Here is a 23,335-nt window from a genome sequence, read left to right on the forward strand (position 1 = left end):
TCAAGACAATTGTTTTTACACAAAGAACTACATACTCAATAGAATTTAACGAGAATCAATAGGGTCAATCTATGATCACGAGCTATCCAGGCAGGTTTTATTTAATCATTTTTGCCACTTCATAGACTTTTTTTCTTATCTCCTGTATCGGTTTGGGAATATTACAGAGCAACACATAAAATATTTTTTCTTCCGGCCACCAGCAATAATCGCTGATAAAGCCACCCTGCGAGCCCGTATGCCCGACCATTTGATGACCAATTGAATCTTGATTGATAAACCAGCTTAGACCAAGTCGTTGCGGAATTTCATCTTTCCAATCAGGGAATGGGTATAGTGTTCTTGATTTATCTATCCATTCAACCGGCAAGAATTTATGCTGTTGAATAGCCTGTTCATAGTTCCATAATTCTTCCACGCTGCTCCATACTCCTCCGTTACCTGCTGCCGCGAATGTTGGCTCTTCGCCATAATCCAGTTCTTCAAATTCTTTTTTATCATTCAATACATAACCATGTGAAACACCTGTTTCAGGATGCGGACCGTCAGTAATAGTGGAAGTCTTCATATCGGCGGGCTTATAAATATTCTCACTGATATATTCCTGCCATTTTTTACCAGTTACTTTTTCAATGATCAATGCAAGGCCATTAAATGCGGGGTTGGAATAACTGTACTTTGTTCCCGGCTCAAATTGTAATGTATCAGTTTGCTTCAACGGGGTAAAATTCTCTTCGTCTTTAGCGGTAAGATAAAAATCATGTTGCTCTTTCACGGGCCGGATATCAGGAATGCCGGATGTATGGGTGAGCAGGTGATAAAGCTTTACTTTTTTTACTATCTCCGTATTCTTAAAATCGGTAAAATATTTATACAGTTCATCATCCAATGATAGTTTTCTTTCTTTGGCAAGTTTTAGTATTCCATAAGCAACAAAGGTTTTGCTGATAGAGCCGACATTAAAAAGCGTCTTTGTATTAATAGGCTGTTTTGTTTTCATGTCAGCCAGGCCAAAGCCGTCCATGTAGATAATCCGGTTATCTTTTACCACCAATGCGGCTCCTCCCGGTTCGACAGGGTTGAAATAAGATTGGAAGATGGTCCGTAACTGCATAGTTACTGTATTTAATTGTGCCGTTGTACTCATGGAAATGAGCATTAATATGAGATAAACATATTTTCATAATAGCATGAAGATAGCGATTAACATTGAAATGCCTAGGATGTACACCAATGAGATCAAGAAAAATTTTCGCAACATATTGATTATTAATTTTTTTAAAAATAAAAGTATCAGGCTTCGGAGGTTCAAGTCCCTCCGAGCGCGCCATTTAATCCTTTTAAAATCATATAAGTATAAATTTTAGCTCATCTTCATTGCCGCGGAGCAACATAATCTACCAGACTAAACAATAAACAACGTAACGAGTTCTTGCTCCTCTTCGTGTTGGCGCTTCTTCGTATGATGGGTATTTGGCGTGAAGAACGCATTCTTGTTGCTTTCGACAGGGGCATTCGCCTTTGCAAAAGCGCTTATTTCTACTGCATGAACTCCAGTTTCTTTCTCCAAAATCAGATTAACCAAATCATCGGGTAACGGTATGTCCTTTAGTTCCACATGTGCTTCATTAATCCATGCCCCCATATGCTTTTTCAGCTCTTGCGTTGTTGCATGGGTGCTGGGTTCATTGTTGGCATCGACAATTTTAATGAGGGAATGAGGCCGTGCTTTTCCTAAGGCAATAAGCTCCTCTGTAGAGCGATTGACAATATCGCTTTCAGATAAAGTGATCGTGGTTACTGCAGATGGAATTGCTGCTAAAACCTGGGCCAGTTCGGCGCCGGTTCTGTTGTCAAGAAAATTTGAATTCAAATTAAGTGTGGTTACACCCGCTGGAATTGCCGCGAAAGCTTGGACTAGTTCAGCAGCAGTTTTGTTGCCAAGGCTATTCCAACTCAAATTAAGTGTGCTCACACCCGCTGGAATTGCCGCGAAAGCTTGGGCTAGTTCAGCACCGGTTTTCTTGTCAAGATAATTCCCACTTAAATAAAATGAGGTCACGCTTGCTGGGATTGCCGCGAAAATTTGTATTAGTTCGGCGCCGCTTTTCTTGCTAAGAGCATTCCAGCTCAAATCAAGTGTGGTCACTCCTGCGGGAATTGCCGCGAAAGCTTGGACTAGTTCAGCAGCAGTTTTGTTGCCAAGATCATTCCCACTCAAATTAAGTGCGGTCACGCTCGCTGGAATTGCCGCAAACGCTTGGGCTAGTTCAGCCCCGGTTTTGTTGTTAAGGCCATTTCCGCTCAGATCAAGTGCGGTCACGCTTGCTGGAAGTGCCGCGAAAGCTTGGGCTAGTTCAACGCCGGTTTTGTTGTAAAGGTTATTTCCTCTCAAATAAAGTGCGCTCACACCCGCTGGAATTGTCGCGAAAGCTTGGACTAGTTCGGCTGCGGCTTTCTTGTCAAAGCCATTCAAACTCAAATAAAGTGTGGTTACGCCTGCTGGGATTGCCGCGAAAATTTGGGCTAGCTCTACAGCAGATTTGTTACCAAGATCATTCCCGCTCAAATCAAGTGTGGTCACGCTTGTTGGAATTGCCGCGAAAGCTTGGGCTAGTTCAGCGGCAGTTTTGTTGCCAAGACCATTCCAGCCCAAATTAAGTGCGGTCACGCCCGCTGGAATTGCCGCGAAAGCCTGAGCCAGTTCGGCAGCGGTTTTGTTGTGAAGACCATTCCAGCCCAAATTAAGTGCGATCACGCCCGCTGGAATTGCCGCGAAAGCCTGAGCCAGTTCGGCAGCGGTTTTGTTGTGAAGACCATTCCAGCTCAAATCAAGTGCGGTCACGCCCGCTGGAATTGCCGCGAAAGCTTGGGATAGTTCGGCATTTTTATTGCCAAGGATATTTATTTTGTAATGCATCATTTAATACCTCTGTTAAATAGAATGAAATAGTCATCCTGATAAATAACCAGGAACCACCCTTCTCCTTGGTTCTTACTTTTATGGGGTGGCTTTATGGTTTCGCTATCGTTGACTGAATTAATTGTCGGGGTAAATATTTTTCTCTACTCGTACAAGTTAATTGCAAATTGTATTTTGTTTGCTCTTTTATTCAAATCGGTGAAATTCGCCCATTGACATGTACTCATAACTCTGGTAGCAGGTTAATTGAGATTTGTTGATAATGATGTCGAGAGAGGGAAGGCTTGCAGGAATTTTGTTTTTACCTAACTTTGGAAAAGATAAAGTATTTGAGAATAAGAAGTACTGATGATAAAGAATTAGATAAGTTGCTATAAAGCCACCATATTGCCAATTTTTATGGTTCTAATTTTAAACAAAGTGGAACATGACCATAGTTGTTCCAAACAGCAATTCAGGGAGTTACTCCATCGCAACTTAATGGTTTTTAATAATATTTGTTCTTCTTGATAAAATGACTTCGAACCGATGTATTGGGAATTCGAATCCCTCCGAGCGTGTCATTTAAGCAGCATGCCCAATAATACTTTTAAGATTAAAATTTTTGCATTTCCTTCAAGTTATAGTGATCTTGCAATAATACCCAGTTTGATTAAACTAATCGCTCATCAGATCAGACATGGAGGTTTGAATTATGGATTCATCGTATTACTGGTTAAAAGTATCCATTTTAGGCATGCTTTTATCATTAATTGTGGTGCCTTTCTCTATTGCAAAAGAGTTTGATTCCGATCTGTTGAAATCAATTAAAACAGTTCCTGTGCCACTTAAATCCGAATATCATCAAAATGCATTGGAAGATGAAGGAATAATTCAGGTTGTGGATGGTTCAGCTTGCGCTGAATCCAATCGTTCCGGAACCGAAGAAGCAATTATCTTACAAGGAAGTGTTGATTTACCGGACTACGCAACCGATGCGACTGTCTTTTTGAATGGGTGGGATACTCGTTATTTAAGCAGCGATCATCACATTGGGCGTGTCGCTGCCATAATTAGAAACATCCAACAGGATAACTCTCGTTTAACATGGGAAGCTGTTGGTTTATTACGAGATAAAAATTTTGATGATGGCTATCGGTGGTGTTATCGCTTCACGGTGGTTGCATGGAATCGAAATCAAATCGATGCTCGAGTTTTGGGGCATAGAGATAATACAACCTTCTCTTTTTATGAAGAGCATGAGCATGTCGCTTTGGTTTCTGCTGCTGGTTTTCTTAATCATACTTTCTTGACCCGAGATATTAAGGCTACTGTATTACCCAGAGGTTTTGTTTATGGTTGGGAAGAAGGATTTAGTCAGGCAGATCATCATCTTTTGCAAATAGCTTATAATCTTGATCATAGTGAAACGTTCATTCAGGCGGGACGTAATTGGAGTGGTCCGCCACCTTCCATTACGAACAGTCAAGCATCTAACTTTGCTAGCTGGGAAACTCTGGGTATTTTTAAAGACAACAGTACTAAACGAGATTTTAGATTTGGTTCTGCAGTGACTGTGCTTGCCGGGCGCGGAGTGGAAACCAAACAACCTCCGTTTACGATTATTCCTACAGAAAATTATGGCAATTGCGGCGAATTAGGAGGAGACGTAGTCACTCAAAACCTCGTGATAGAAAACGTCCCTTATGATTATGCAATCCCAGTACTAACAGGATGGGAATTACGCTATCCCTGCAAAGACCATCATGTCAAACGTCTTGGGGTGTGGTTACATGATATGAGTTATGAAAAAGCTGCAGGAAGCTCTGTAGGGACCTTGCGCTATAGTATTTCCAGCATATTAAGAGATAAAAACACGGTACCATTACATATTCCACGCCATAAGGTCTCAATCTTAGGAATGAATATCACACCAGCTCGTCCAGTTCCTATCCCCGATAAGGAATCATAAAATCCAAGGTTGGGCCCTTTCGCCCAACCTATTACCCAATCAGGTATCATTTTATGCTCCAATTCGAATATTGAAGCAGGTTGAAATTTAAATGAAGTGAGTTAGATAATTGAACACCTTATTTAAACAACACAACAAATGAGATTGACTTATAACTTTAAGAGTAGTATCCTAATCTCAGCTAGAAAATGTCTATTTTATTCTCTCCAAATCGTCGTTTTATTCATTTAATCCCACGTTCTGAAGTTTTAATTCTTGACCGGTTTTCCGGCTAAATTCGCTTATACAAGCATTATAATAAACACTTAAGGATACTTATGTCTAAAACAGTAAATGGAGTCGTTAAATGGTTTAACGAATCCAAAGGATTTGGTTTTATTGAGCAAGAAGCCGGTCCGGATGTATTTGCCCACTTTAAAGAAATTTTAAGTTCTGGCTTTAAAACCCTCACAGAAGGTCAGCGAGTACAATTCATTGTGACGCAAGGAGCAAAAGGTCTCCAGGCACAAAATATAATAGCTCTTTAATTTAAGTAGCTAATATTATTTTTACCACTATATCTCCCTGTAGTTGTAGTGGTGACTTTAAGGAAACGACAGTAAGACAAAAAAAATGGCAATTAAGCACCCATGGGGGAAGCAGCTTCATGATTCAATCAGAACACACCGACCAACACTCTTCATTCTCTCAACTCCCTCTTCGTCAAGAATTAATAAAGAGTCTTGCTTCTGCAAACTATGAAAACATGACTCCAATCCAAAGGCAGAGCTTGCCCATTATTCTTAGAAATGAGGATATTATTGCTCAAGCAAAAACAGGTAGTGGAAAGACCGCTGCATTTGCATTGTCTTTATTAAATAATTTAAAAATTTCTTTTTTTGCAGTACAAGGCTTAGTTCTTTGCCCTACCCGTGAATTGGCAGAACAAGTAAGCCAAGTCATCCGTCGATTAGCCTGTTTGATGCCTAATGTCAAAATTATTAATTTATCCGGTGGTATACCGATGAAGCCTCAGCTTGATTCATTACGGCATGGAGCTCATATCATTGTAGGAACGCCGGGGAGAGTTCTTAAGCATTTAAAAAACGCCTCTTTAGACTTATCTCAGGTAAAAGCTTTAGTGTTAGATGAGGCAGACAGAATGCTGGATATGGGTTTTTTTGATGACATTAACAACATTATTTCGGTTTGTCCCAAACAACGCCAAACGCTACTTTTTTCTGCCACATATCCTGAAGAAATCAAACAGCTTTCAAAACAATTTATGAAGGACTCGAAAGAAGTTTATGTGGAAATTCCTCCTGAAGAAATTGATATTGAACAACATTTTTATGAAGTCCCGAAACAAGCGCAGAAATTTCCCTTATTAAAATCATTATTGTTGCACTATCAACCCGTTTCAACGTTAATTTTCTGTAATACTAAGCAACAAACAACGGAAGTCAAAGACCAGCTCATCCACGAAGGCTTTAGTGCCATCGCTTTAAATGGAGATATGGAGCAAGTCGATCGTGATTTTGCTGTCTTGCGTTTTGCCAACCAAAGTTGTTCTATTCTTGTCGCCACTGATGTTGCAGCACGAGGACTTGATATAAAGGAACTTTCTGCAGTGATTAATTTTGATCTCGCTTTTGATCATGACGTCCATATTCATCGTATTGGTCGAACTGGACGCGCTGGGAATAAAGGCATTGCCTTAAGTATTATAACTCCTGCAGATGCACAACGCATTTGCGCAATTGAAGATAGCCTCCCACACCCCATTCATTGGGGAAACATTAATGAATTAGAAAAGCACCCCACTACTCGTTTAGTGCCAGAAATGGTTACACTTTGCATTGCTTCGGGTAAAAAAGATAAAATTCGCCCCGGTGACATCCTTGGAGCATTAACCAAAGATGCAGGATTAACAGGCAACACAATTGGCAAAATTAACATTACCGCCATGTACTCCTATGTTGCAATTCACCACAGCCAAGCAGATAAAGCGTACCAATATTTACAAAGTGGAAAATTGAAAGGACGCAAAGTTAATGTACGTAAAATAAATTGAATTTGCAGTTACAATGGAACACCAGGTTGCGAACAACAAGGTTTCCTTATAGAACCTCCAGAGAAGATGTAGACTATACAACTGAATTACATCAAATAAAATATAGGAAGCAAATAACTAAGTTACTCTGAAGATTCTTGGATAAGGAGTGATATCGGTAACGATGCACTCTAAATATCAAATGATTTCAACCTCTTCTGCTTGAGGCCCTTTTTGTCCTTGTACTGCTTTAAACAAAACATTGGTACCTTCGGAAAGGGTTTTAAAACCTGTCGATTGAATTGCGCTAAAGTGCACAAAATAATCTTTCCCATTACTTTCAATAAAGCCAAAACCTTTGCCCTCATTAAACCATTTTACTTTTCCACGTAATTTATCTGACATTTAATCTCTCTCATTTATTGTATAGGTATTTAAATTATAACAAATTGAATTGGCTACTGCGAACTAAAAATAGTAGGTACTTAGATTCTAGAATAAAACAGGAGAACTGGGGGAGTATTTTTTGCGAACAAAAGCGTAAAGTACCCCGTCACATCAATCAGGCTCATCCCGGACACTCTTTCCCAAGTCAATATGCTCTTCTGTGAGACGATTTACATAAATCGGACAGGACTTTACCAAACAGTAGCCAGCGTAATGCCCATGTGCTTTTGCAGCTCATGCGTTTTTGCATGGTGGCTGGGTTGATTGTTCTCGTCGAGAATTTTAATGAAGACATGGGGCAGTACTTTTCCTAAGTCAATAAGCTCCTCTGTGGGGCGATTTACAATATCTTCTTCAGATAAAATAACCGTTGTTGCCGCAGCTGCCGCTAAAACCTGGGCTAGTTCGAGCGCGGTTTTCTTGTAAAGATCATTCCCGTTCAAATTAAGTAAGGTCACACGTTTTGGAATTACCTCTAAAACTTGGGCTAGTTCCGCAGCAGATTTGTTACCAAGGACATTCCCGCTCAAATTAAGTGAGGTCACGCCCTCTGAAATTGCCACTAAAGCTTGAGCTAGTTCAGCGCCGGTTTTGCTGTAAAAGACATTCCCTCTCAAATTAAGTGAGGTTACCCTCGCTGGAATTGCCGCAAAAATTTGAGCTAGTTCGGCGCCGGTTTTCTTGCCAAGGAAATTCCCGTTCAAATTAAGCGAGAGCACGCCCGTAGGAATTTCCGCTAAAGCCTGGACTAATTCGGCAGTAATTTTGTTGTGAAGTTCATTCCAGCTCAAATCAAGTGAGGTCACATCTGCTGGAATTTCCGCGAAAGCTTGGACTAGTTCAGCAGCGGTTTTATTGCCTAGGTCAGTTAATCGGTAATACATTACTTAATACCCTGGTTAAATATAATGAAATAGCCATCCTGATAAACAACCAGGAACTACACTGCTTCTTGGTTCCTACTTTTATGGGGTGGCTTTATGGTTTCCCTATCTTTACCTGAATTAATTACTGGAACAAATACCTCTCCATTCGATTAAATTTATTTCGAATTGTATTTTTATTTGGGTTTTCATTTAAATCGGCGAAATTCGCCCATTGATATATAGTCATAACTCTGATAGCAGATTAATTGGGATTTGTTGACTCGAACAGGGAGGAATGTCTTGCAGAAATTTTAATTTTAACTTTGGAAAAGATAGAGTATTTGAGAATAAGAAGTACTGATGAAAAAGAATTAGATAAATTATCTCTACTTAAAGCGACCATATTGGCATTTTTACTTTGCAAATTTACAACAAAAATATAGCGTAACCCTAGTTGTCCACACAGTCATTCAGTGGGTTGTTACATTGCTAATTAATGATTTTTAATAATATTGGTTCTTCTTGATAAATTTGGCTTCGAACCGAGTGTCGGGATTCGAATCCCTCTGAGCGCACAATTTAAAATCAATGAGTTAGCTCCTATTAGGCTTCTCGCTATGATTATTTAGGCTGCCACCCCTATGAATGAAGCCAACATTATGGGATAATTATTGACCAATTTCAATAATGTTAGTTATAATTATATGAAAATAAAAGCAATTTTTTTAATGATCTCTATTTTTTTTCCTGTCGCTTTATTCGCTAGTACTGCAACTTGTCCTTTATCAAACGGAATCAATGTACATACAACAAAGCGAGTTTTAAATATCTGTAAACACGGCGCTGTAATCAAGAGCTTTAAAGTAGCTCTCGGATATAAAGGCGTCGGTAAAAAACATGCGGGCGATAATAAAACTCCAATTGGTTTATATAGGTTAGCTCATCCAAGAAAATCCAATCAATTTAAAGTTTTTATTCCAATTCTTTATCCGACTACAAAGCAATTAGCTGCAGGTTATTCAGGTAGAGATGTAGGGATTCATGGACCAACTCAGTCATCTACTATGTTTAGTTGGTTAAATAACTTACCCTACTCAACGCGTGGATGCATTGCTGTCGGCAAAAATAATTATATCGAGTATGTAGCAAATTGGGTAAAAGCCAATCCTGGAACTAAGGTTTTAATTATTTAAATTGAGACGAAATTAGATATCGTACATTTTCTTCGTACAAATGCGCGCTGTCCTTAGAGCTCAGAGCTACACCCATTGCTATCCACCGATATGTAAATTAGAACGGTGCCGACATTACCGCGCACCTGTGGAACTCAGTGGCAGTTGATGATGCCATTCGGAGATGCGGTTTTGAGTTCTTGATCTTTAACCAAGCCTGGTAGCTTGCTACTGCAAAGCATTTACTACCAGTGGTTCAGGCTTATAGTCTTTCATATTACTCACAATATCACGCAAGCGATGAGAAATGACCCCTTTTGGCCAATTTCCCCTCTGCTCTTGACTCAATTTTTGTTCAGCATTCTGGATGCAAGTATTAATATAATCTTTAAAATCTTGGCCAGGTGAAGGCTCAGATTTCATTAGCTCTTCGATCATTTCTTCGGCAAAACGACATTTATCCGATTTGCGTATTTTTTCTAGATTAATACTCTTACCTTTAATTCCAGTTTCTGTAAATAAGGCGTCTCGATAGTCTAATAACGCTTCAATTGCTTTCTTTCTTTGAGAAGCACATTCCTGATCTTGAAATTCAGGAGCATCTAATTTAGTTCGTAAGTCATCGGTATATCGTTGATCGAGACAGGCAATAAAAGTTGGAAAATTCGTTTCTATTTTTCCTTTAATTTCTTTTTCATCTTCTTTATCTTTAGGAATTTCAAATTTTTCGACATTAGGTGAATCAAGAATATCATCGATTGCATGATTAATAACTTTACCAAACTGACTCTTTGTAAGCCCTTTATCCTCGTCAAAAATCTTGAGGTTCTTTAATAGCCAATTAAGGCCATTTTTAAAACTATTATGCTGGTGACTATTTAATGCTGCATTTAATACTTCATAAACAGTTTTACCCGGATAGTTATTTCGGTTTTGCTCAAGCCAATTTTTTAAAAATTCACCTCTTAACTCGCCCTTATTGCTTACCCGCCAGTCCAGCTGAGCAAAAATATCCTCATCATCTGTATGTGAAATTATTAATCCTTCCCCATCTCTTAACTCTACTTTCATCTTATCTATTGGAATCAGTTTTAACTGATCACAGTGCAATTTGATATAGCGAACCCTGTCTGGTCCTAAGTTTCCTCCTACATTATCCCAGAAACAAGTAAATTCTTCTGGCTTTTTACCTAGAGTATTAAACAGATACTGGCCGAACATTTTACTACTTTGTGTTAGAAAATCTTTATCACGATAAAAAAAAGCCATAATAACTCCTTACAACAATCATTCCTATTAATTAATTTTATAACAATAAACTTAATCACATTCCAAATTGATAGGTATTTATTCTTTATATTTTCTTTCATTAAGGAATTCATGAAAAAAATTTAATTGAGTCTGAGCCTATCAATATCGGTATTTCTTCAAAATTTACGTTCCATGATTTTGACTCGAACAATAAATGCACTCGTATTAAACTTTGTATTGATACATTTTACACGATAATTTTTAGTTTTCTTAATGCATCTCAAAATAATAGGAATACCTATTGCAAGGTCCGTCAGGGTCAATCTAGAATCTAATCCAGGATTTTTTTAAATGATTTGAAGGATAAAGTCTATGAACAGTGAGTCATTTTTTTCATTTTTTAAAAACCTTTTTAGTAATGACTTTATGCCGCATGGACATTGTTATTTTTGGCGCCCTGACATAGTATGGTTGCATGTGATATCAGATAGCTTGATAGCACTTTCTTATTTTGCCATTCCAATCATTTTAATTTTTTTCATGTTAAAGCGAAAAGATTTTCCGTTCCCATGGGTTCTTATCATGTTTGGTGCTTTTATTTTGCTTTGTGGCACCACCCATGTGATGGGGGTAGTGACGTTATGGGATCCTTTATACCGTCTTGATGGAATAATAAAAGCGGCGACTGCAGGGATTTCCGTTTTGACTACGATTATGCTGGTTCCCTTAATCCCAATGGCTCTTTCTTTAAAAAGTCCTAAAGAACTTGAGGCAGCCAATTTACAACTTGCTGATGCCAATGAAAAATTAAAAGAAATTGATCGACTGAAAGACAATTTCTTTTCCAATATATCCCATGAGTTAAGAACACCACTTACTTTAATTATCGCACCTTTAGAGTCGTTTCTTGCCAAGGATTATGGCTCAATTTCAACGGCACAACGTAACGCTTTAGAGACAATGCATAATAATTCAATTCGACTTTATCAAATGGTCAATAGTATTCTTGATTTTGCAAAAATCAGCGCTCAAAAAATTGTAGTAACGCGCGAACCTGTGGATATTGTTGCACTAACTCAATCCATTACGGATGAGTTTAATCCTCTTCTTAAGCAAAAAAACATCAACATGCAATTTAAATGTCCTGTACCCCAAAAAATCGTGAGTCTCGATCGCTATTTATACGAACGTATTTTATTTAATCTATTATCAAACGCCACAAAATTTACTTTAGATCAAGGTTTGGTTTCTATTTTGCTCCATTTTGAAGGTGAAAAAGTAATCCTCACTGTCAAAGACAGCGGTATTGGAATTTCTAAAGAAGACCAGGAAAAATTATTTCAGCGTTTCCAACAAGTTGAAGGTTCTGCCACGCGACGCTTTGAGGGAACAGGACTTGGACTGGCGCTGGTTAAAGAATTTGCCCTTCTTTTAGAAGGAGATGTTACCGTCGAAAGCACCCTTAATAAAGGCTGCACTTTTGCAGTTGAAATAACAGCACCACCTGCAACTCTGGAGGGAGAAACCGGCACCAAATCGCTTGAAGGACGTTTTCAAAAATTTGCTACAACTCCGGTTTTAGAAAACCAACTTGCAAAGGATAAATCCATAAGTACTAAGGTTTCTAAGATATTAATAGCCGAAGATAATTTAGAACTTGGAACCTATACCGCATCCCTGCTCAATGAATTTGCTGAAACCAAACTCACAAGAGACGGGGAAGAAGCCTGGGCAACTATTCAAAAGTGGAAACCTGATCTTGCTCTTTTAGATGTGATGATGCCAAAACGAGATGGGATTTCTCTATGCCGTGAAATTAAATCCTCACCAAAAACAGCCCATATCTCAGTGGTACTACTAACCGCATTAACCCACCGTGACGCGTTGGTTCGAGGTTGGGAAGCAGGAGCGGATGAATATCTGTTTAAACCTTTTCACCCCAAGGAGTTGATCACACGCATCAAATTGTTACTCGCTCATTCTATCGATAATAAACTTCTACAAGAGTTAAATCGAAAACTAATTGACTCGGCACGCTTGGCTGGAATGTCTGATGTCGCAAAATCAATGTTACATAACGTAGGGAATGTCTTAAATAGTGTTAATATCACAACGAATCTCTTATTAGAGCGATTGTCTAAATCAGAAATTAATAATTTAACTCAATTAACGGACTGGCTAAATACAGTTATAGAAGACCCTAAAGTTCTTACTGATGATAAGCAAAAACAAGCCTATCTTATTGATTATTTTACTGAATTAAATAACACCTTATTGGAAGAACAGAAAGAATGTGTTGAGGATGTAAAAATGCTCAATAAATATATCCAACACATTAAAGATATTGTTACCCTACAACAAAAAGAAGACAGACCTCTTGGTGTCATACAAGAAGTGAATATAGCCGAGGTGTTAGATGAAAGTTTGAGGATTAGCCTGCATGATGTGACCGATATTAAAATAGTTAAAAACTATAATGATATGTTAAAAGCTGTTCTAGATAAAATGAAGCTAGAAGACATATTAGTCAATTTAATGATCAATGCGAAAGAAGCCTTGCAAGAAGGTACACCAAAAGAAAAATATCTTATCATACACGCTAAAACCAAGGTCGTGAACGATAAGGAATGGCTAGAAATAGACATCGAGGATAATGGGATAGGTATTCCTCCAGATATTTTAAATAAAATTTTTACCTTCGGATTTACCACAAAGTCAGAAAACTGCGGTTTTGGCCTCCATTTTAGCGCTTTATCTACAAAGGAAATGAGCGGCAAATTAAGCGTTACCAGTCCAGGAGAATATAAAGGAGCTATCTTCTCCTTAAAATTACCCACCGTACCCCCACATACAAAAAAATGGGTAAAAATAACTACCTAACAAATTTTCCCATTCCCATCGAAGCAGATACATTGTGCTAAAATTAAACAATCAAGACATTAGCTAAATATAAAATTTAAGTAAAGATATAGGCATAATTCATTACTATCATTTATGGAGCTTATGTATGACCTCATCATCAATGGATATGAGTTTAGAGGAACAATACAAAATCTTAGAAAAATGGAATCAAACTGAATCTCAATATCCTTACGATAAAATCCTACCCGAACTGTTCGAAGAACAAATTGGAAAGGTATTCCATCAAGAAGCGTTGACCTATGAATCGAATACACTTACCTACGAAGATCTTAATAGTCAAGCCAATCAGTTGGCTCATCATTTAAGAGAACTGGGAGTGAAACAAAATACCTTAGTCGCAATCTGCATGGAGCCTTGTTTTGAATTATTAATTGGTATCTTGGGAATTTTAAAATCAGGGGGTGCCTACATTCCATTGGATCCGAACAATCCTGTCCTACGTCAAAAAACCATATTATCTGATTCATGTGCAAAAATTCTAATTACTCATTCTCAATTCGCGAATCAATTTGAAGGATTGACATCATCTCAAATGATCTATTGGGACGCAATTAAATCAAAGCTAGCCACATATCCAACCACCAACCCGAAGCATATTAATAAAACAAATGATTTAGCTTATGTAATCTATACTTCCGGGTCGACTGGAAAACCTAAAGGCGTAATGATTACACATCGTAATGTAAATCATTTCTTACATTGGTTTGGAAAGGCCATTTCCATTTCATCGGAAGATATTTTTGATTTTTCATCTTCCATTTCATTTGATTTTTCAGTGGCATGTACTTTATTTCCCTTGATCAAAGGAATAAAAATAGCAATTTGCTCTGAAACTGATAAAAAAGATCCCTATTTATATTTAAGGCATTTGCACGATACACATGTTTCGATTATTAAAATCACCCCAAGTCGTTTCAGACAAATCAATGACATTGTATTGAGCGAGAAAAAAATACTGGATTTAAAATACATTGTCTTTGGTGGTGAGACTTTGTTCGCAAGGGATATCAAGGATTGGTTAAAAAAATTTCCCAAACATAAACTGTTTTGTGAATATGGTCCCACAGAAGCTACCGTTGCATCATCATGGATGATCATTGATAAAAGTAATATTGATCAATATAAGCATCGAATTCCAATTGGAAAACCTGCATTAAACACGAAGATGTTTATATTGGATAAAAATATGCGTCCGGTAAGCGTTGGGGTTTTAGGAGAATTATATATTGGTGGTAATGGTATTGCTAAGGGATACTTGAATAAAAAAAAACTTACTGAAAAGAAATTTGTTAAAAATCCCTTTAACTCAGGTAGATTGTATAAAACCGGAGATTTATGTTGTTATTTAAACGATGGAACAATTGATTTTGTTGAACGAATCGATCATCAAATTAAAATTAGAGGATTCCGGGTTGAAATTGGTGAAATTGAACAATGTTTGACATCGCATGTGGGTATTCAAAATGTTGTTATTCAGGCGTGCTCAGGACGTGAAGAGTTTGAAGAAAAACAATTGGTTGCCTATTGCGTTCCCAAAAAGTCCGCAAAATTAGAAACCAAAGATTTGCGTGATTATCTTAAAAATCAATTACCTGATTATATGGTGCCCGCATTTTTTGTGATTTTAAACGAACTTCCCTTGTCCGCAAGTGGTAAATTAGATACCCATAAATTACCTCAACCTGAAGCCAAAGAATCTAGCCAAGTTATAAAACCACGAAATAAAATTGAAATCATACTTCAAAAAATTTGGATAGAAACATTAAATTTAAAGCATATTAGTATCGATGATAATTTTTTTGATTTAGGTGGCAATTCATTATCAGCGGCCCGATTGATCACAAAGATTCGACAAATCACTCATAAAAATATTTTATTACATGATTTGTATCATACCGGAACGATTGCTCATCTTGCTGATGTTATCAATAATGCAGCAGATATTTCCGATGATGAAGATGGAAAACATCATCCACCTCCTCTAAAGGCAATGCCCTTAAATGAATTGCAATTTTTACTCTGGTTAATGAGATTATTTTATCCCAAGTCGAAAGTATCCAATATAGTGGCTAGAAAACGTATTGCTGGAAATTTGGATAATAAGAAATTAAACAGCATCTTTGAATCATTATGTAAAAATCATCCAATTCTATGCTATCGCATCGCAAGATATTCACCTTTGCAATATCCGCAGGAAAATATTCTTCAATTTAAAGTCATTGAAAAGGACATTAGCGACTTGAAATTGGAAGAACAAGAACACGAGTTACATATGTCGTTAGATGAATTAGAAAATTACACGTGGAAGAATGGATCACCATTGATCCTATTTAAATTATTCCGACTCGGAAATAATTCTTGTGAAATACACATCGCATTATCCCATTTTGTCAGTGATGAAATATCAGCGGACATTGTGTTGAATGAGATGTCTCATGCATATGTAGAGTATAAGGAAGGATCTGGGACAGTCGGGCAACAGGAATTAGTTTTTTATGATTATATTCTATGTGAACAAAGAGATCTTAGTAAAAACTTATCTAAAAATATCGACTTCTGGGATGATTATTTAAAAAACATTCCCTTGCTGGTTTTTCCAAAAAATCAAATTTTAAATAGTATTAGCTCATCGTGTACTACGTATTTTGAGATACCAGAAAATGCCTTGCTAAGGTTACGTAGCTTTTGCAAAAAAAACCGTGTCGGTATTGGAGATACATTAATCGCAGCAACGGGTTATACTTTGGCTCCATATATCAATGATAAAAATAAAATAGCGATTATTAATTTTGTTAAATCAATCCGTGAAAATGATTCCTATGATAAAGCGGTAGGGCTTTTTGTTCGGAATGATGTGATTAAAATCGATTTAAATCAACCGGAAACCTTACTCAAATTGGCAAAGCAAGTACAGAATTCGCGAATTGAACATTATTATTATCAATCATGCCCCGCTATAATAAAAATTGCATTTCTTTTGCAAAAAGATTGGAAAAATAAAAAACTCAGTAATTTCCTTATAAAACTTTTCGCAAAAATGTATACACGTATTTTTTATAAATATAAATTAAATTATGAAATTTTATTGATGTTTGGTCGAGTTTTTTTAGCACGTAAAAAACATAGTTTTTTTGTTAATATCAATATCCTGAATCATTTTATTGATGATAACTCTGAAACAAAATTGTTTGGGTTTAAGCAAAAGCCATTTAAAGTGTATCATGATGATAAGTTAGTTGAAAAAAATGTACTCAATATTTGGTTTGATCGAGATGAACAGGGTAAGTCATATCTCATAATATCAGGCAATTTAAGATCTGAATTTCGAAATATTATTGGTTTCAATTTATTAAAACTCATTGACTCGTGTTCGTTACACGAGCTTTAAACCTAGAAAAAGCAGTTAAAATTCGTTGCGCTTCCTTGAATGCAGCGCTTCAATGCATAGTAAGGAAGAACCATTGAATATTACAGGGATGTGATGTTTTGACTATCCATTACCTCTTTGTAATTTTGCCGTACATTGTTTGAAATAATCTATATACTTAAATAACGTGCTCCAACATTCAGGACGAGATTTCGAGTCATTTTTATTAGCTGAATAAACTGTATCTATGTCAGTAACGTTTTCATGAGTAACATAGTAACATTTATTATTTTTCAATGATGAAACAACCCGCACTAAATTAAAATTTTCAAAATGGAGCATGCAATCATCTGGCACAGCAAAACCTGATGGTAATAATCCTTGTTTCACTGCAAAGATGTAAGCATCCATGCGTTCTAAATATTGATTATTGCTATAAACGCAAAGCGATTTTCTTTTCGAATTAGCATGCGGACAAAAACTTTCTTTAAACCAGCCTAAGCAAGATAATGCTCTGTATTGACCAGGTGTAGCATCGCTTAATCCTGAATGAAAAGGATACATTCCGCCAGCACTTACACCGGCTAAAATGGGTAACCGTTTTTCGGATTTCAATTTATTTAGGACAAAAATAAATCCCGATTTTTCCCATATCTCCAACATTTTTTCTGTATTGCCGCCGCCAACAAAAAGTATATCTTGTTGCATAAGATGGGTTTCAAGTTGTTCTTTTGTTAACTGTGATTTTGTCAAGACTAATTCTGAAGTAATGGCACTTTTTCCAAATTTTGCACGAACAAATCGATTAAAGAAAACTCGTTCAATCAACCTATCATTACCGGCTGTGCCGATATAACAAAAACGAATACGCGACTTTTTAATTAAATCAAAGGCGTATTCCATAAATTGATTAAGTGTACGATTTAACTTCATGAAATTACTATCATCAAAGCTCATTAACAACATATGACTCATGTCGGCCCACTCTTAAAGAAAGGAATTAATAAGAATATATCTAATTTTTGCGGATACATGCCTCACTCCTAATTATAGCATGTATTATATAAGACACCTCAAAAGCAGTCGGTTATTACATTAGAACTCATTTTTGTCAGAGCAATAATGGTTATATTGCCGACGTCCCGCCCCCACGACTTGTCCCTGAACGATCGTCAGTTTTTTAAATTTATCATGTACCACTTAAGTTTCTCTACGTACTGCTTTCCTACGTACCGCGCTTTATGCCTGAGAGATGGTCACTTTTTGTGACTATCTCTCAGGACTTGTCCGCGGGATCCTGGGAGATCTGCGCTAAAACACTCAACTCAGCGAACCATGGGCTTAGGAAGAGATGTGTGCAGACTTGATTCTAAAAATATTTTAATGAAGTATTTTGCTCTGTTTGTTCCTCTTGAGCATTTAAATCTATTTTGGGCTTTAATTCAGCAACATAACTAAGGAAAGTCAAACTGGCTTCATCCAATTTTGTATCACTACTCTGATCTGCAATAATATTTCGGACCAAAGTGATAACATTCTCTTTAGTCTCAGTTTTATCTTTTACGCTGGGATCAGGAATGAATTCGCCTCTGGGCCAGGGTGCTATTAAGCAATTTTGCAAAGGATCTGCTCCTAAAGATAATAAGGTTTCTATAATATTTTTTAATTTAGGATTATGCCAACGAATTTGGGGCTTATCTCTGTTAAGAACACATCTATGATCATTAGGACTCCAAACAGCATAATACAGGGGTGGCATAAACACGTAGACTCCATCATCTTGATAAAGACCAGTACAAAAGTAATCGCGGATATTAGCTCCTGATTCGACTAAAGCTTGCACAGATTGAGAATGTAGGCAGCCTACCGCTTCTTTTAATAAGCTAGAGAAATTTATTTCTACAGCAGGATAATGCAGCTTAAGAAAAAGCCGCAAAGAATGGGACGCATTAATGCGACAAAGGAATAGCAACATTTCATTACGCATGCCCTTTTCTATTTTTTCAGGATCCTTAAATAATAAAGAAAAATTAGTATACCATTTAGTAATTAATTCCTTATTAACTTCTTTCTGTATAAAATCATCCATTAGCTGGATAAAGGAATGATAGTTATTCAGTTCGAGTGTACATTTTTCCCATTCATTAATTAGATAAGCAACTCGGCGAGTTGAATCATTAAAATCCCAAAAAGCTTGGGATAAGGCTGAAACCGCTACCGCATAACAAAAATAGAGTTTCCGTTCCTCTAGCAGAGCAGAGTAAACTAAATCTGCTTTTTCATTATTGGGAAGATTAAAACAAAACTCTTCTCTAATTTTTTCCCGGTACATATGATTATAATTTAATCTACTTAGTACTTCCTGCCTCTCTTCCATTTTCCCCTCCATTGTAAATTGACTACCTTATAAATTTTTTATTAATCAATAAGTAAAAAAATATCAGCATTTGTATTTAAATAAAATATATTATGGAATTAGAGATTGTCGGGTTTGGAGTATTTGAGAATGTCTATGATTTTATTTTGCAATCGGTGACAGAATCTAGAAATAATTTATTTTTTATATCAGTGAGTTGGGATGCTTTTTCTATCAGGTCACTTCGATGATAGCAATTTAATTTGTTTTTAGCGTTGTTAATATGGTGTTCAACTGTTCGGGAGGAAATCTGCAAAACATGGGCGATCTGCTTTAAAGCGAATCCTTTGATTAAATAATAAAGACATTGTAACTCTCTTTGAGAAATAATATCGTTGTTAGAGAAAGTGGCCAAAGGAATTTTGCTAGCAATTTTTATAAGAATTAAAACGCCACTTACTTTATCCCTCATATAAACAGGCGATTTAACTGCAGTGCAAGTATACTTATTGTTTTGATGTACCATGTCCTCAGTAAATTCTATCGACCTTTGTGAAGACATTACTTGAAAATCATTTTCACGCCATTTGGCTGCATTTTCTTTCCAAGGGAAATCAAAATTTGTTTTGTACAATAACTCATCTGGTGATAATTCTAAAAATTCACACGATTTTTCATTGCAATTGATGTATTTGCCTTCCGAATCTAAATGATAAACATGCCAATCAGATAAAAAGAATAAACTTTCCATGCTAATTGATGGTATTAAATCGTTGCTTTCAGATTTATTCTTATCACTCAATAGATGCATATTAATTTCATTTAAGGTTAATAGAAGAATAGATTAGGGCTATTATAGATTAAGAACAGTTAATTGTCCATATATTGTACATATCGTTTCAATGATACCACATGTTATATAGTCAATTAATCGCAAATATCAGTGTAAGAATCCATGGGGCAGAACAGTTTTCTTGTTATTCTCCCAAAGCCCACAATTGTTTATTTCGATCAATAATATAAACCGTACCATCATCGGCAATGGCTGGTGATGAAATGCCACCAAGTATACTCGTGTTTTTATCGACGTCATCAAGATTTAAAGAAAATGAATGGAGTCCTTCTTGAGCGTTGACATAAACACGATTTCCTGAGATGGCTGGCGATCCCAGTGCCGCACCAAGTGAATGCTCACTCATTTCAAATTGACGTAATAACCTTCCTCCTGCATCTAAAGCGACCACCCATGTACCCGCAGTAAAATAAATTTGACTAAGAAATGACGCAGGGGGTGATTGTATGGCTTTTCGAGCTTTATACCATGGTTTTAATAATTCAGAACCTGTTAACAGATCGTAAAAAGCTAAAGTACCGTCTTGTTGACCTGCTGCAACCATACTGCTTAAGAATATTGCCGGAGAAGCCCTTAATCTTGGTTTTGTTGAACGCTTATTCCATAAAGGCTGGAATTGTCGATTTTGCCAGCGAAATGCTGATAGTTGCTTGTAATTATCATCAACTACAATCACTGGTCTGGAGGAAAATGGACCAAAATCTGCGATGGCAATTGATGGCTCTGGCCACCCAAACAGTTGTTGGAGCGTTGGACCACCCCCGCTTGGCTCAAATTCCATGCCATTAAGGAAATCCCAAATGCCGCCAAAAATACCTCCAAGAGTTACCCCTCCGCTCGTTTCAATCGGAGGAGGAGGATATTCTGAAACGAAAATATTATTTACTACTTGCCCCATTTGGTCGATAGCTAATAATTCCATTCTTGATACAAGTCTAGTGAACAGTACTGGAATAAAAATGAGTGGTTCTTGTGTATTCCATATTTTGGGTGATGATAGAGTATAACCATCCGTTATATTTCGATTTGGATTAATTGGAAAATTGAAAATCCAACGTAGCTGCCCATCTGGGGTTAAGCTATGTAATTTACTGTGAGCTACATAGGAATATACAGTACTGCCTCCTCGATGATCACGAACTTTAGCTCTAAAAGTAGTAATAACATAAATATTGCCATTTTTATCTACTGCGGGGCTACCGGCAATAATGCTCCCGCGTTGATCCAGCATTCTTTTCCATCTTATTGAACCCGTTGGCGAGATAGCCACGAGTTCACCCAATAAATTGCCAATATAAATAGTCCCATCATTGCCAATAACCGGTGAAGCAAAGGCTACAGGACCTACTTCTACCTGCCATTTTGCAGAAGATACAGGCATGTTAAAAAGAGGAGCAAATCCCTGGCTGGCCGCATTTGCTTGAAATTGATTCCAGTATGCCATTTTAGTCACTCCTTTCACTAAAAAGCTAAAATCATAACTTAACTAATTCCTGACTACAGCCTTTCCTTTTGCAGTTCTTTTTTTAAAGACTTATGCGAAACTCACTTTGAACAATAAAATCCAACTTGGTCAACATTTATTCTATTAATTCTATATCAGGACAGTTACTCCGTCAAAAAGATAAGGACTGATTAATAATCATTTCTATCGTTAGTAATGAGTTATTTTGGATTAAATTTAAAATTTTTTGTCTTTTGGTTTGCCGGTTGCAGTACTGAATTTAGACTAATATTAAATATATGTCATATCAGATTCTGGATCATTGATGTTCACTATAAGTGACTTAGAAAGGGATATCTATCTTGAAGGGAAAGGACCGCTTGCACACCGCATTGATTTTGCATGGGAAATATACAGTGATGAAACGTCCAATGAGCAGAACCAGAAACATGCGCTAAAATTTCTCATTTATGCTTTCGATCTTACAGAAACTGAAGATATAAACGAGCAACTGATTTCTTTGATGGACGATAGAAATAAATACAAAGAGAAAAACCCATATTACATTCCAGGTAAAGCTCCAAAATCACTAAGTCAATTACTTGAGCCAGCACAAAGAAATCTAGAAGATGCTGAAAAACAAGATGCATATATGAGAAAAGCCCTAAGTGAGGCACGAGCTAAGAAAGAGATTCTTAGTATAAATAAAGAATCACAAGAAGCAGATCGTGAATTACAGATTAGATATCTTTCTCCAGAAGAGCGTGCTAAACATAATATAGTAATAAGAGATAAACGTTTCCTTCAAAATGGTGAACCTGTTAATACAAGCGGAATGATATCGCATGGTAAACGAGGATATGCTGCATTTACCTTGAATGCAAATGGTGAGCTTTATATATTTGCGCACAATGAAGGTATCGATCATATTGCGCATTCTTCAATGACTGCAGGTTCACCCGTTGTTGCTGCAGGAGAAATTAAAATAGAAAATGGCGTATTAAAAGCTATAACGACACACAGCGGACATTATAGACCTTCTTTATTTAATCTATATCGAGCATTAGAATATTTTTCACATAATAAAGTTGATATCTCACAGGCAGTTGCGGTTACTTTTACAAATCCATCACTTAAGAATGTTGAAAGTAAAGCAGTTACAATGTGGATGCCTTCCCCAGTTACTCGATTCGAGACTCCAGCTGATAAAGTTTATAAATCAATAGACAAGATTCTTGATGAAAATATTCAATCAATTAGTAAAGACATAACAAATTATAGATCGAGCATACTTACTTCAATATATAAAATAAAAGATAAAGTACTTGGTTCAACTTTAACTGAGGATAGGGCTAAAGTAGCTTCGGGTTTTGTCACAAAACTAACTGAATTTAAACAGAAATTAAATACTGATCTAACTTCTGTAGAACTTAATGATACCATTAAATCCTTGAACAAATTAATCACAGACCACGAGGAACACAATAAAGCTTTAGCAAAAGGAGGACGATTAGAATCCAAATTTTGTTCATTTAAAGAACATTTGTTACAAGTTCATTCAGAATATACTGGTATGGCTGAGCAAATGAAATACAAAACTTAAAAGCGGCAAAGTAGGCATAAAACTTTCAAAAGCAAAACTCAAAGAAGCCAAGCTGTACCCCTAATACTCTCTTATATCAATGCATTCCCGTTTATCATTTAGGTGAGCTACTCAATTCATCCCTTTGATGCCTGGTTCAATAGCCTAT

At 36.7% G+C, this 23,335-nt stretch carries 16 protein-coding genes; 7 read left to right on the forward strand and 9 right to left on the reverse strand.

Translation table 11 applies throughout. The annotated features are described in order from the left end of the window. Positions 1 to 97: 97 nt before the first annotated feature. Together LXO92_RS14115 and LXO92_RS14120 are read right to left on the reverse strand one after the other, a co-directional pair. Positions 98 to 1,147 (reverse strand): serine hydrolase domain-containing protein, encoded by a 1,050-nt coding sequence (locus LXO92_RS14115; RefSeq protein ID WP_182350172.1) that lies wholly within the window; start codon positions 1,145 to 1,147, stop codon positions 98 to 100. Between the two features lie 258 nt (positions 1,148 to 1,405). Beyond that, complete coding sequence (locus LXO92_RS14120) at positions 1,406 to 2,923, reverse strand: leucine-rich repeat domain-containing protein (protein WP_232891193.1); 1,518 nt, start codon at positions 2,921 to 2,923, stop codon at positions 1,406 to 1,408. Positions 2,924 to 3,617: 694 nt separating this feature from the next. Here LXO92_RS14120 and LXO92_RS14125 point away from each other — a divergent pair. The 3 genes from LXO92_RS14125 (at position 3,618) to dbpA (ending at position 6,927) form a co-directional block, all read left to right on the forward strand. Beyond that, positions 3,618 to 4,874, forward strand: coding sequence for a hypothetical protein (locus LXO92_RS14125; protein WP_232891194.1), 1,257 nt, complete (start codon positions 3,618 to 3,620; stop codon positions 4,872 to 4,874). A gap of 317 nt (positions 4,875 to 5,191) precedes the next feature. Further along, the gene (locus LXO92_RS14130; protein ID WP_027228556.1) at positions 5,192 to 5,401 is read left to right on the forward strand and encodes a cold-shock protein; all 210 of its coding nucleotides are present in this window, start codon (positions 5,192 to 5,194) and stop codon (positions 5,399 to 5,401) included. Positions 5,402 to 5,520: 119 nt separating this feature from the next. Then, the gene (dbpA, locus tag LXO92_RS14135; RefSeq protein ID WP_182350175.1) at positions 5,521 to 6,927 is read left to right on the forward strand and encodes an ATP-dependent RNA helicase DbpA; all 1,407 of its coding nucleotides are present in this window, start codon (positions 5,521 to 5,523) and stop codon (positions 6,925 to 6,927) included. Between the two features lie 177 nt (positions 6,928 to 7,104). Here dbpA and LXO92_RS14140 read toward each other — a convergent pair whose 3' ends face one another. Continuing rightward, a complete protein-coding gene (locus LXO92_RS14140) occupies positions 7,105 to 7,311 on the reverse strand; it encodes a cold-shock protein (RefSeq protein ID WP_182350176.1) in 207 nt (68 codons plus the stop codon). A gap of 233 nt (positions 7,312 to 7,544) precedes the next feature. Continuing rightward, on the reverse strand, positions 7,545 to 8,237 hold the full coding sequence (locus tag LXO92_RS14145; protein ID WP_232891195.1) for a leucine-rich repeat domain-containing protein: 693 nt from the start codon (positions 8,235 to 8,237) through the stop codon (positions 7,545 to 7,547). Between the two features lie 686 nt (positions 8,238 to 8,923). On the opposite strand from LXO92_RS14145, the gene LXO92_RS14150 reads away from it, so the two are divergent. After that, a complete protein-coding gene (locus LXO92_RS14150) occupies positions 8,924 to 9,412 on the forward strand; it encodes a L,D-transpeptidase family protein (protein ID WP_182350178.1) in 489 nt (162 codons plus the stop codon). A 207-nt stretch (positions 9,413 to 9,619) separates the two neighbouring features. Here LXO92_RS14150 and LXO92_RS14155 read toward each other — a convergent pair whose 3' ends face one another. After that, positions 9,620 to 10,660 carry a hypothetical protein gene (locus LXO92_RS14155; RefSeq protein WP_182350179.1) on the reverse strand — a complete coding sequence of 347 codons (1,041 nt, stop codon included), beginning with the start codon at positions 10,658 to 10,660 and terminating at the stop codon, positions 9,620 to 9,622. Positions 10,661 to 11,014: 354 nt separating this feature from the next. Here LXO92_RS14155 and LXO92_RS14160 point away from each other — a divergent pair, with 354 nt between their 5' ends. Beyond that, positions 11,015 to 13,522, forward strand: a complete 2,508-nt coding sequence (locus tag LXO92_RS14160) for an ATP-binding protein (RefSeq protein ID WP_232891197.1) — start codon at positions 11,015 to 11,017, stop codon at positions 13,520 to 13,522. Positions 13,523 to 13,649: 127 nt separating this feature from the next. Next, a complete protein-coding gene (locus LXO92_RS14165) occupies positions 13,650 to 16,952 on the forward strand; it encodes a non-ribosomal peptide synthetase (protein ID WP_232891198.1) in 3,303 nt (1,100 codons plus the stop codon). Between the two features lie 102 nt (positions 16,953 to 17,054). On the opposite strand, the gene LXO92_RS14170 is transcribed toward LXO92_RS14165, so the two are convergent. From LXO92_RS14170 to LXO92_RS14185, 4 genes are all read right to left on the reverse strand, one after another. Continuing rightward, positions 17,055 to 17,897 (reverse strand): Type 1 glutamine amidotransferase-like domain-containing protein, encoded by an 843-nt coding sequence (locus LXO92_RS14170; RefSeq protein WP_182350182.1) that lies wholly within the window; start codon positions 17,895 to 17,897, stop codon positions 17,055 to 17,057. 403 nt (positions 17,898 to 18,300) lie between these two features. Continuing rightward, positions 18,301 to 19,308, reverse strand: a complete 1,008-nt coding sequence (locus tag LXO92_RS14175; protein ID WP_232891199.1) for a hypothetical protein — start codon at positions 19,306 to 19,308, stop codon at positions 18,301 to 18,303. Positions 19,309 to 19,441: 133 nt separating this feature from the next. Then, the gene (locus LXO92_RS14180) at positions 19,442 to 20,098 is read right to left on the reverse strand and encodes a PAS and helix-turn-helix domain-containing protein (RefSeq protein ID WP_182350184.1); all 657 of its coding nucleotides are present in this window, start codon (positions 20,096 to 20,098) and stop codon (positions 19,442 to 19,444) included. Positions 20,099 to 20,264: 166 nt separating this feature from the next. Next, positions 20,265 to 21,584, reverse strand: a complete 1,320-nt coding sequence (locus tag LXO92_RS14185) for an outer membrane protein assembly factor BamB family protein (protein WP_182350185.1) — start codon at positions 21,582 to 21,584, stop codon at positions 20,265 to 20,267. A 325-nt stretch (positions 21,585 to 21,909) separates the two neighbouring features. On the opposite strand from LXO92_RS14185, the gene LXO92_RS14190 reads away from it, so the two are divergent. After that, the gene (locus LXO92_RS14190; protein ID WP_182350186.1) at positions 21,910 to 23,187 is read left to right on the forward strand and encodes a hypothetical protein; all 1,278 of its coding nucleotides are present in this window, start codon (positions 21,910 to 21,912) and stop codon (positions 23,185 to 23,187) included. Positions 23,188 to 23,335: the final 148 nt, after the last annotated feature.

Origin of the sequence: Legionella resiliens, assembly GCF_021344005.1 — a bacterium.
In the GTDB taxonomy this organism is placed as follows: domain Bacteria; phylum Pseudomonadota; class Gammaproteobacteria; order Legionellales; family Legionellaceae; genus Legionella; species Legionella resiliens.

Coding starts and splice junctions, on each gene's coding strand:
- LXO92_RS14115 (WP_182350172.1), bottom strand. CDS start 1,147: ATGAGTACAACGGCACAATTAAATACAGTAACTATGCAGTTACGGACC.
- LXO92_RS14120 (WP_232891193.1), bottom strand. CDS start 2,923: ATGATGCATTACAAAATAAATATCCTTGGCAATAAAAATGCCGAACTA.
- LXO92_RS14125 (WP_232891194.1), top strand. CDS start 3,618: ATGGATTCATCGTATTACTGGTTAAAAGTATCCATTTTAGGCATGCTT.
- LXO92_RS14130 (WP_027228556.1), top strand. CDS start 5,192: ATGTCTAAAACAGTAAATGGAGTCGTTAAATGGTTTAACGAATCCAAA.
- dbpA (WP_182350175.1), top strand. CDS start 5,521: ATGATTCAATCAGAACACACCGACCAACACTCTTCATTCTCTCAACTC.
- LXO92_RS14140 (WP_182350176.1), bottom strand. CDS start 7,311: ATGTCAGATAAATTACGTGGAAAAGTAAAATGGTTTAATGAGGGCAAA.
- LXO92_RS14145 (WP_232891195.1), bottom strand. CDS start 8,237: ATGTATTACCGATTAACTGACCTAGGCAATAAAACCGCTGCTGAACTA.
- LXO92_RS14150 (WP_182350178.1), top strand. CDS start 8,924: ATGAAAATAAAAGCAATTTTTTTAATGATCTCTATTTTTTTTCCTGTC.
- LXO92_RS14155 (WP_182350179.1), bottom strand. CDS start 10,660: ATGGCTTTTTTTTATCGTGATAAAGATTTTCTAACACAAAGTAGTAAA.
- LXO92_RS14160 (WP_232891197.1), top strand. CDS start 11,015: ATGAACAGTGAGTCATTTTTTTCATTTTTTAAAAACCTTTTTAGTAAT.
- LXO92_RS14165 (WP_232891198.1), top strand. CDS start 13,650: ATGACCTCATCATCAATGGATATGAGTTTAGAGGAACAATACAAAATC.
- LXO92_RS14170 (WP_182350182.1), bottom strand. CDS start 17,897: ATGTTGTTAATGAGCTTTGATGATAGTAATTTCATGAAGTTAAATCGT.
- LXO92_RS14175 (WP_232891199.1), bottom strand. CDS start 19,308: ATGGAAGAGAGGCAGGAAGTACTAAGTAGATTAAATTATAATCATATG.
- LXO92_RS14180 (WP_182350184.1), bottom strand. CDS start 20,098: ATGCATCTATTGAGTGATAAGAATAAATCTGAAAGCAACGATTTAATA.
- LXO92_RS14185 (WP_182350185.1), bottom strand. CDS start 21,584: ATGGCATACTGGAATCAATTTCAAGCAAATGCGGCCAGCCAGGGATTT.
- LXO92_RS14190 (WP_182350186.1), top strand. CDS start 21,910: ATGTTCACTATAAGTGACTTAGAAAGGGATATCTATCTTGAAGGGAAA.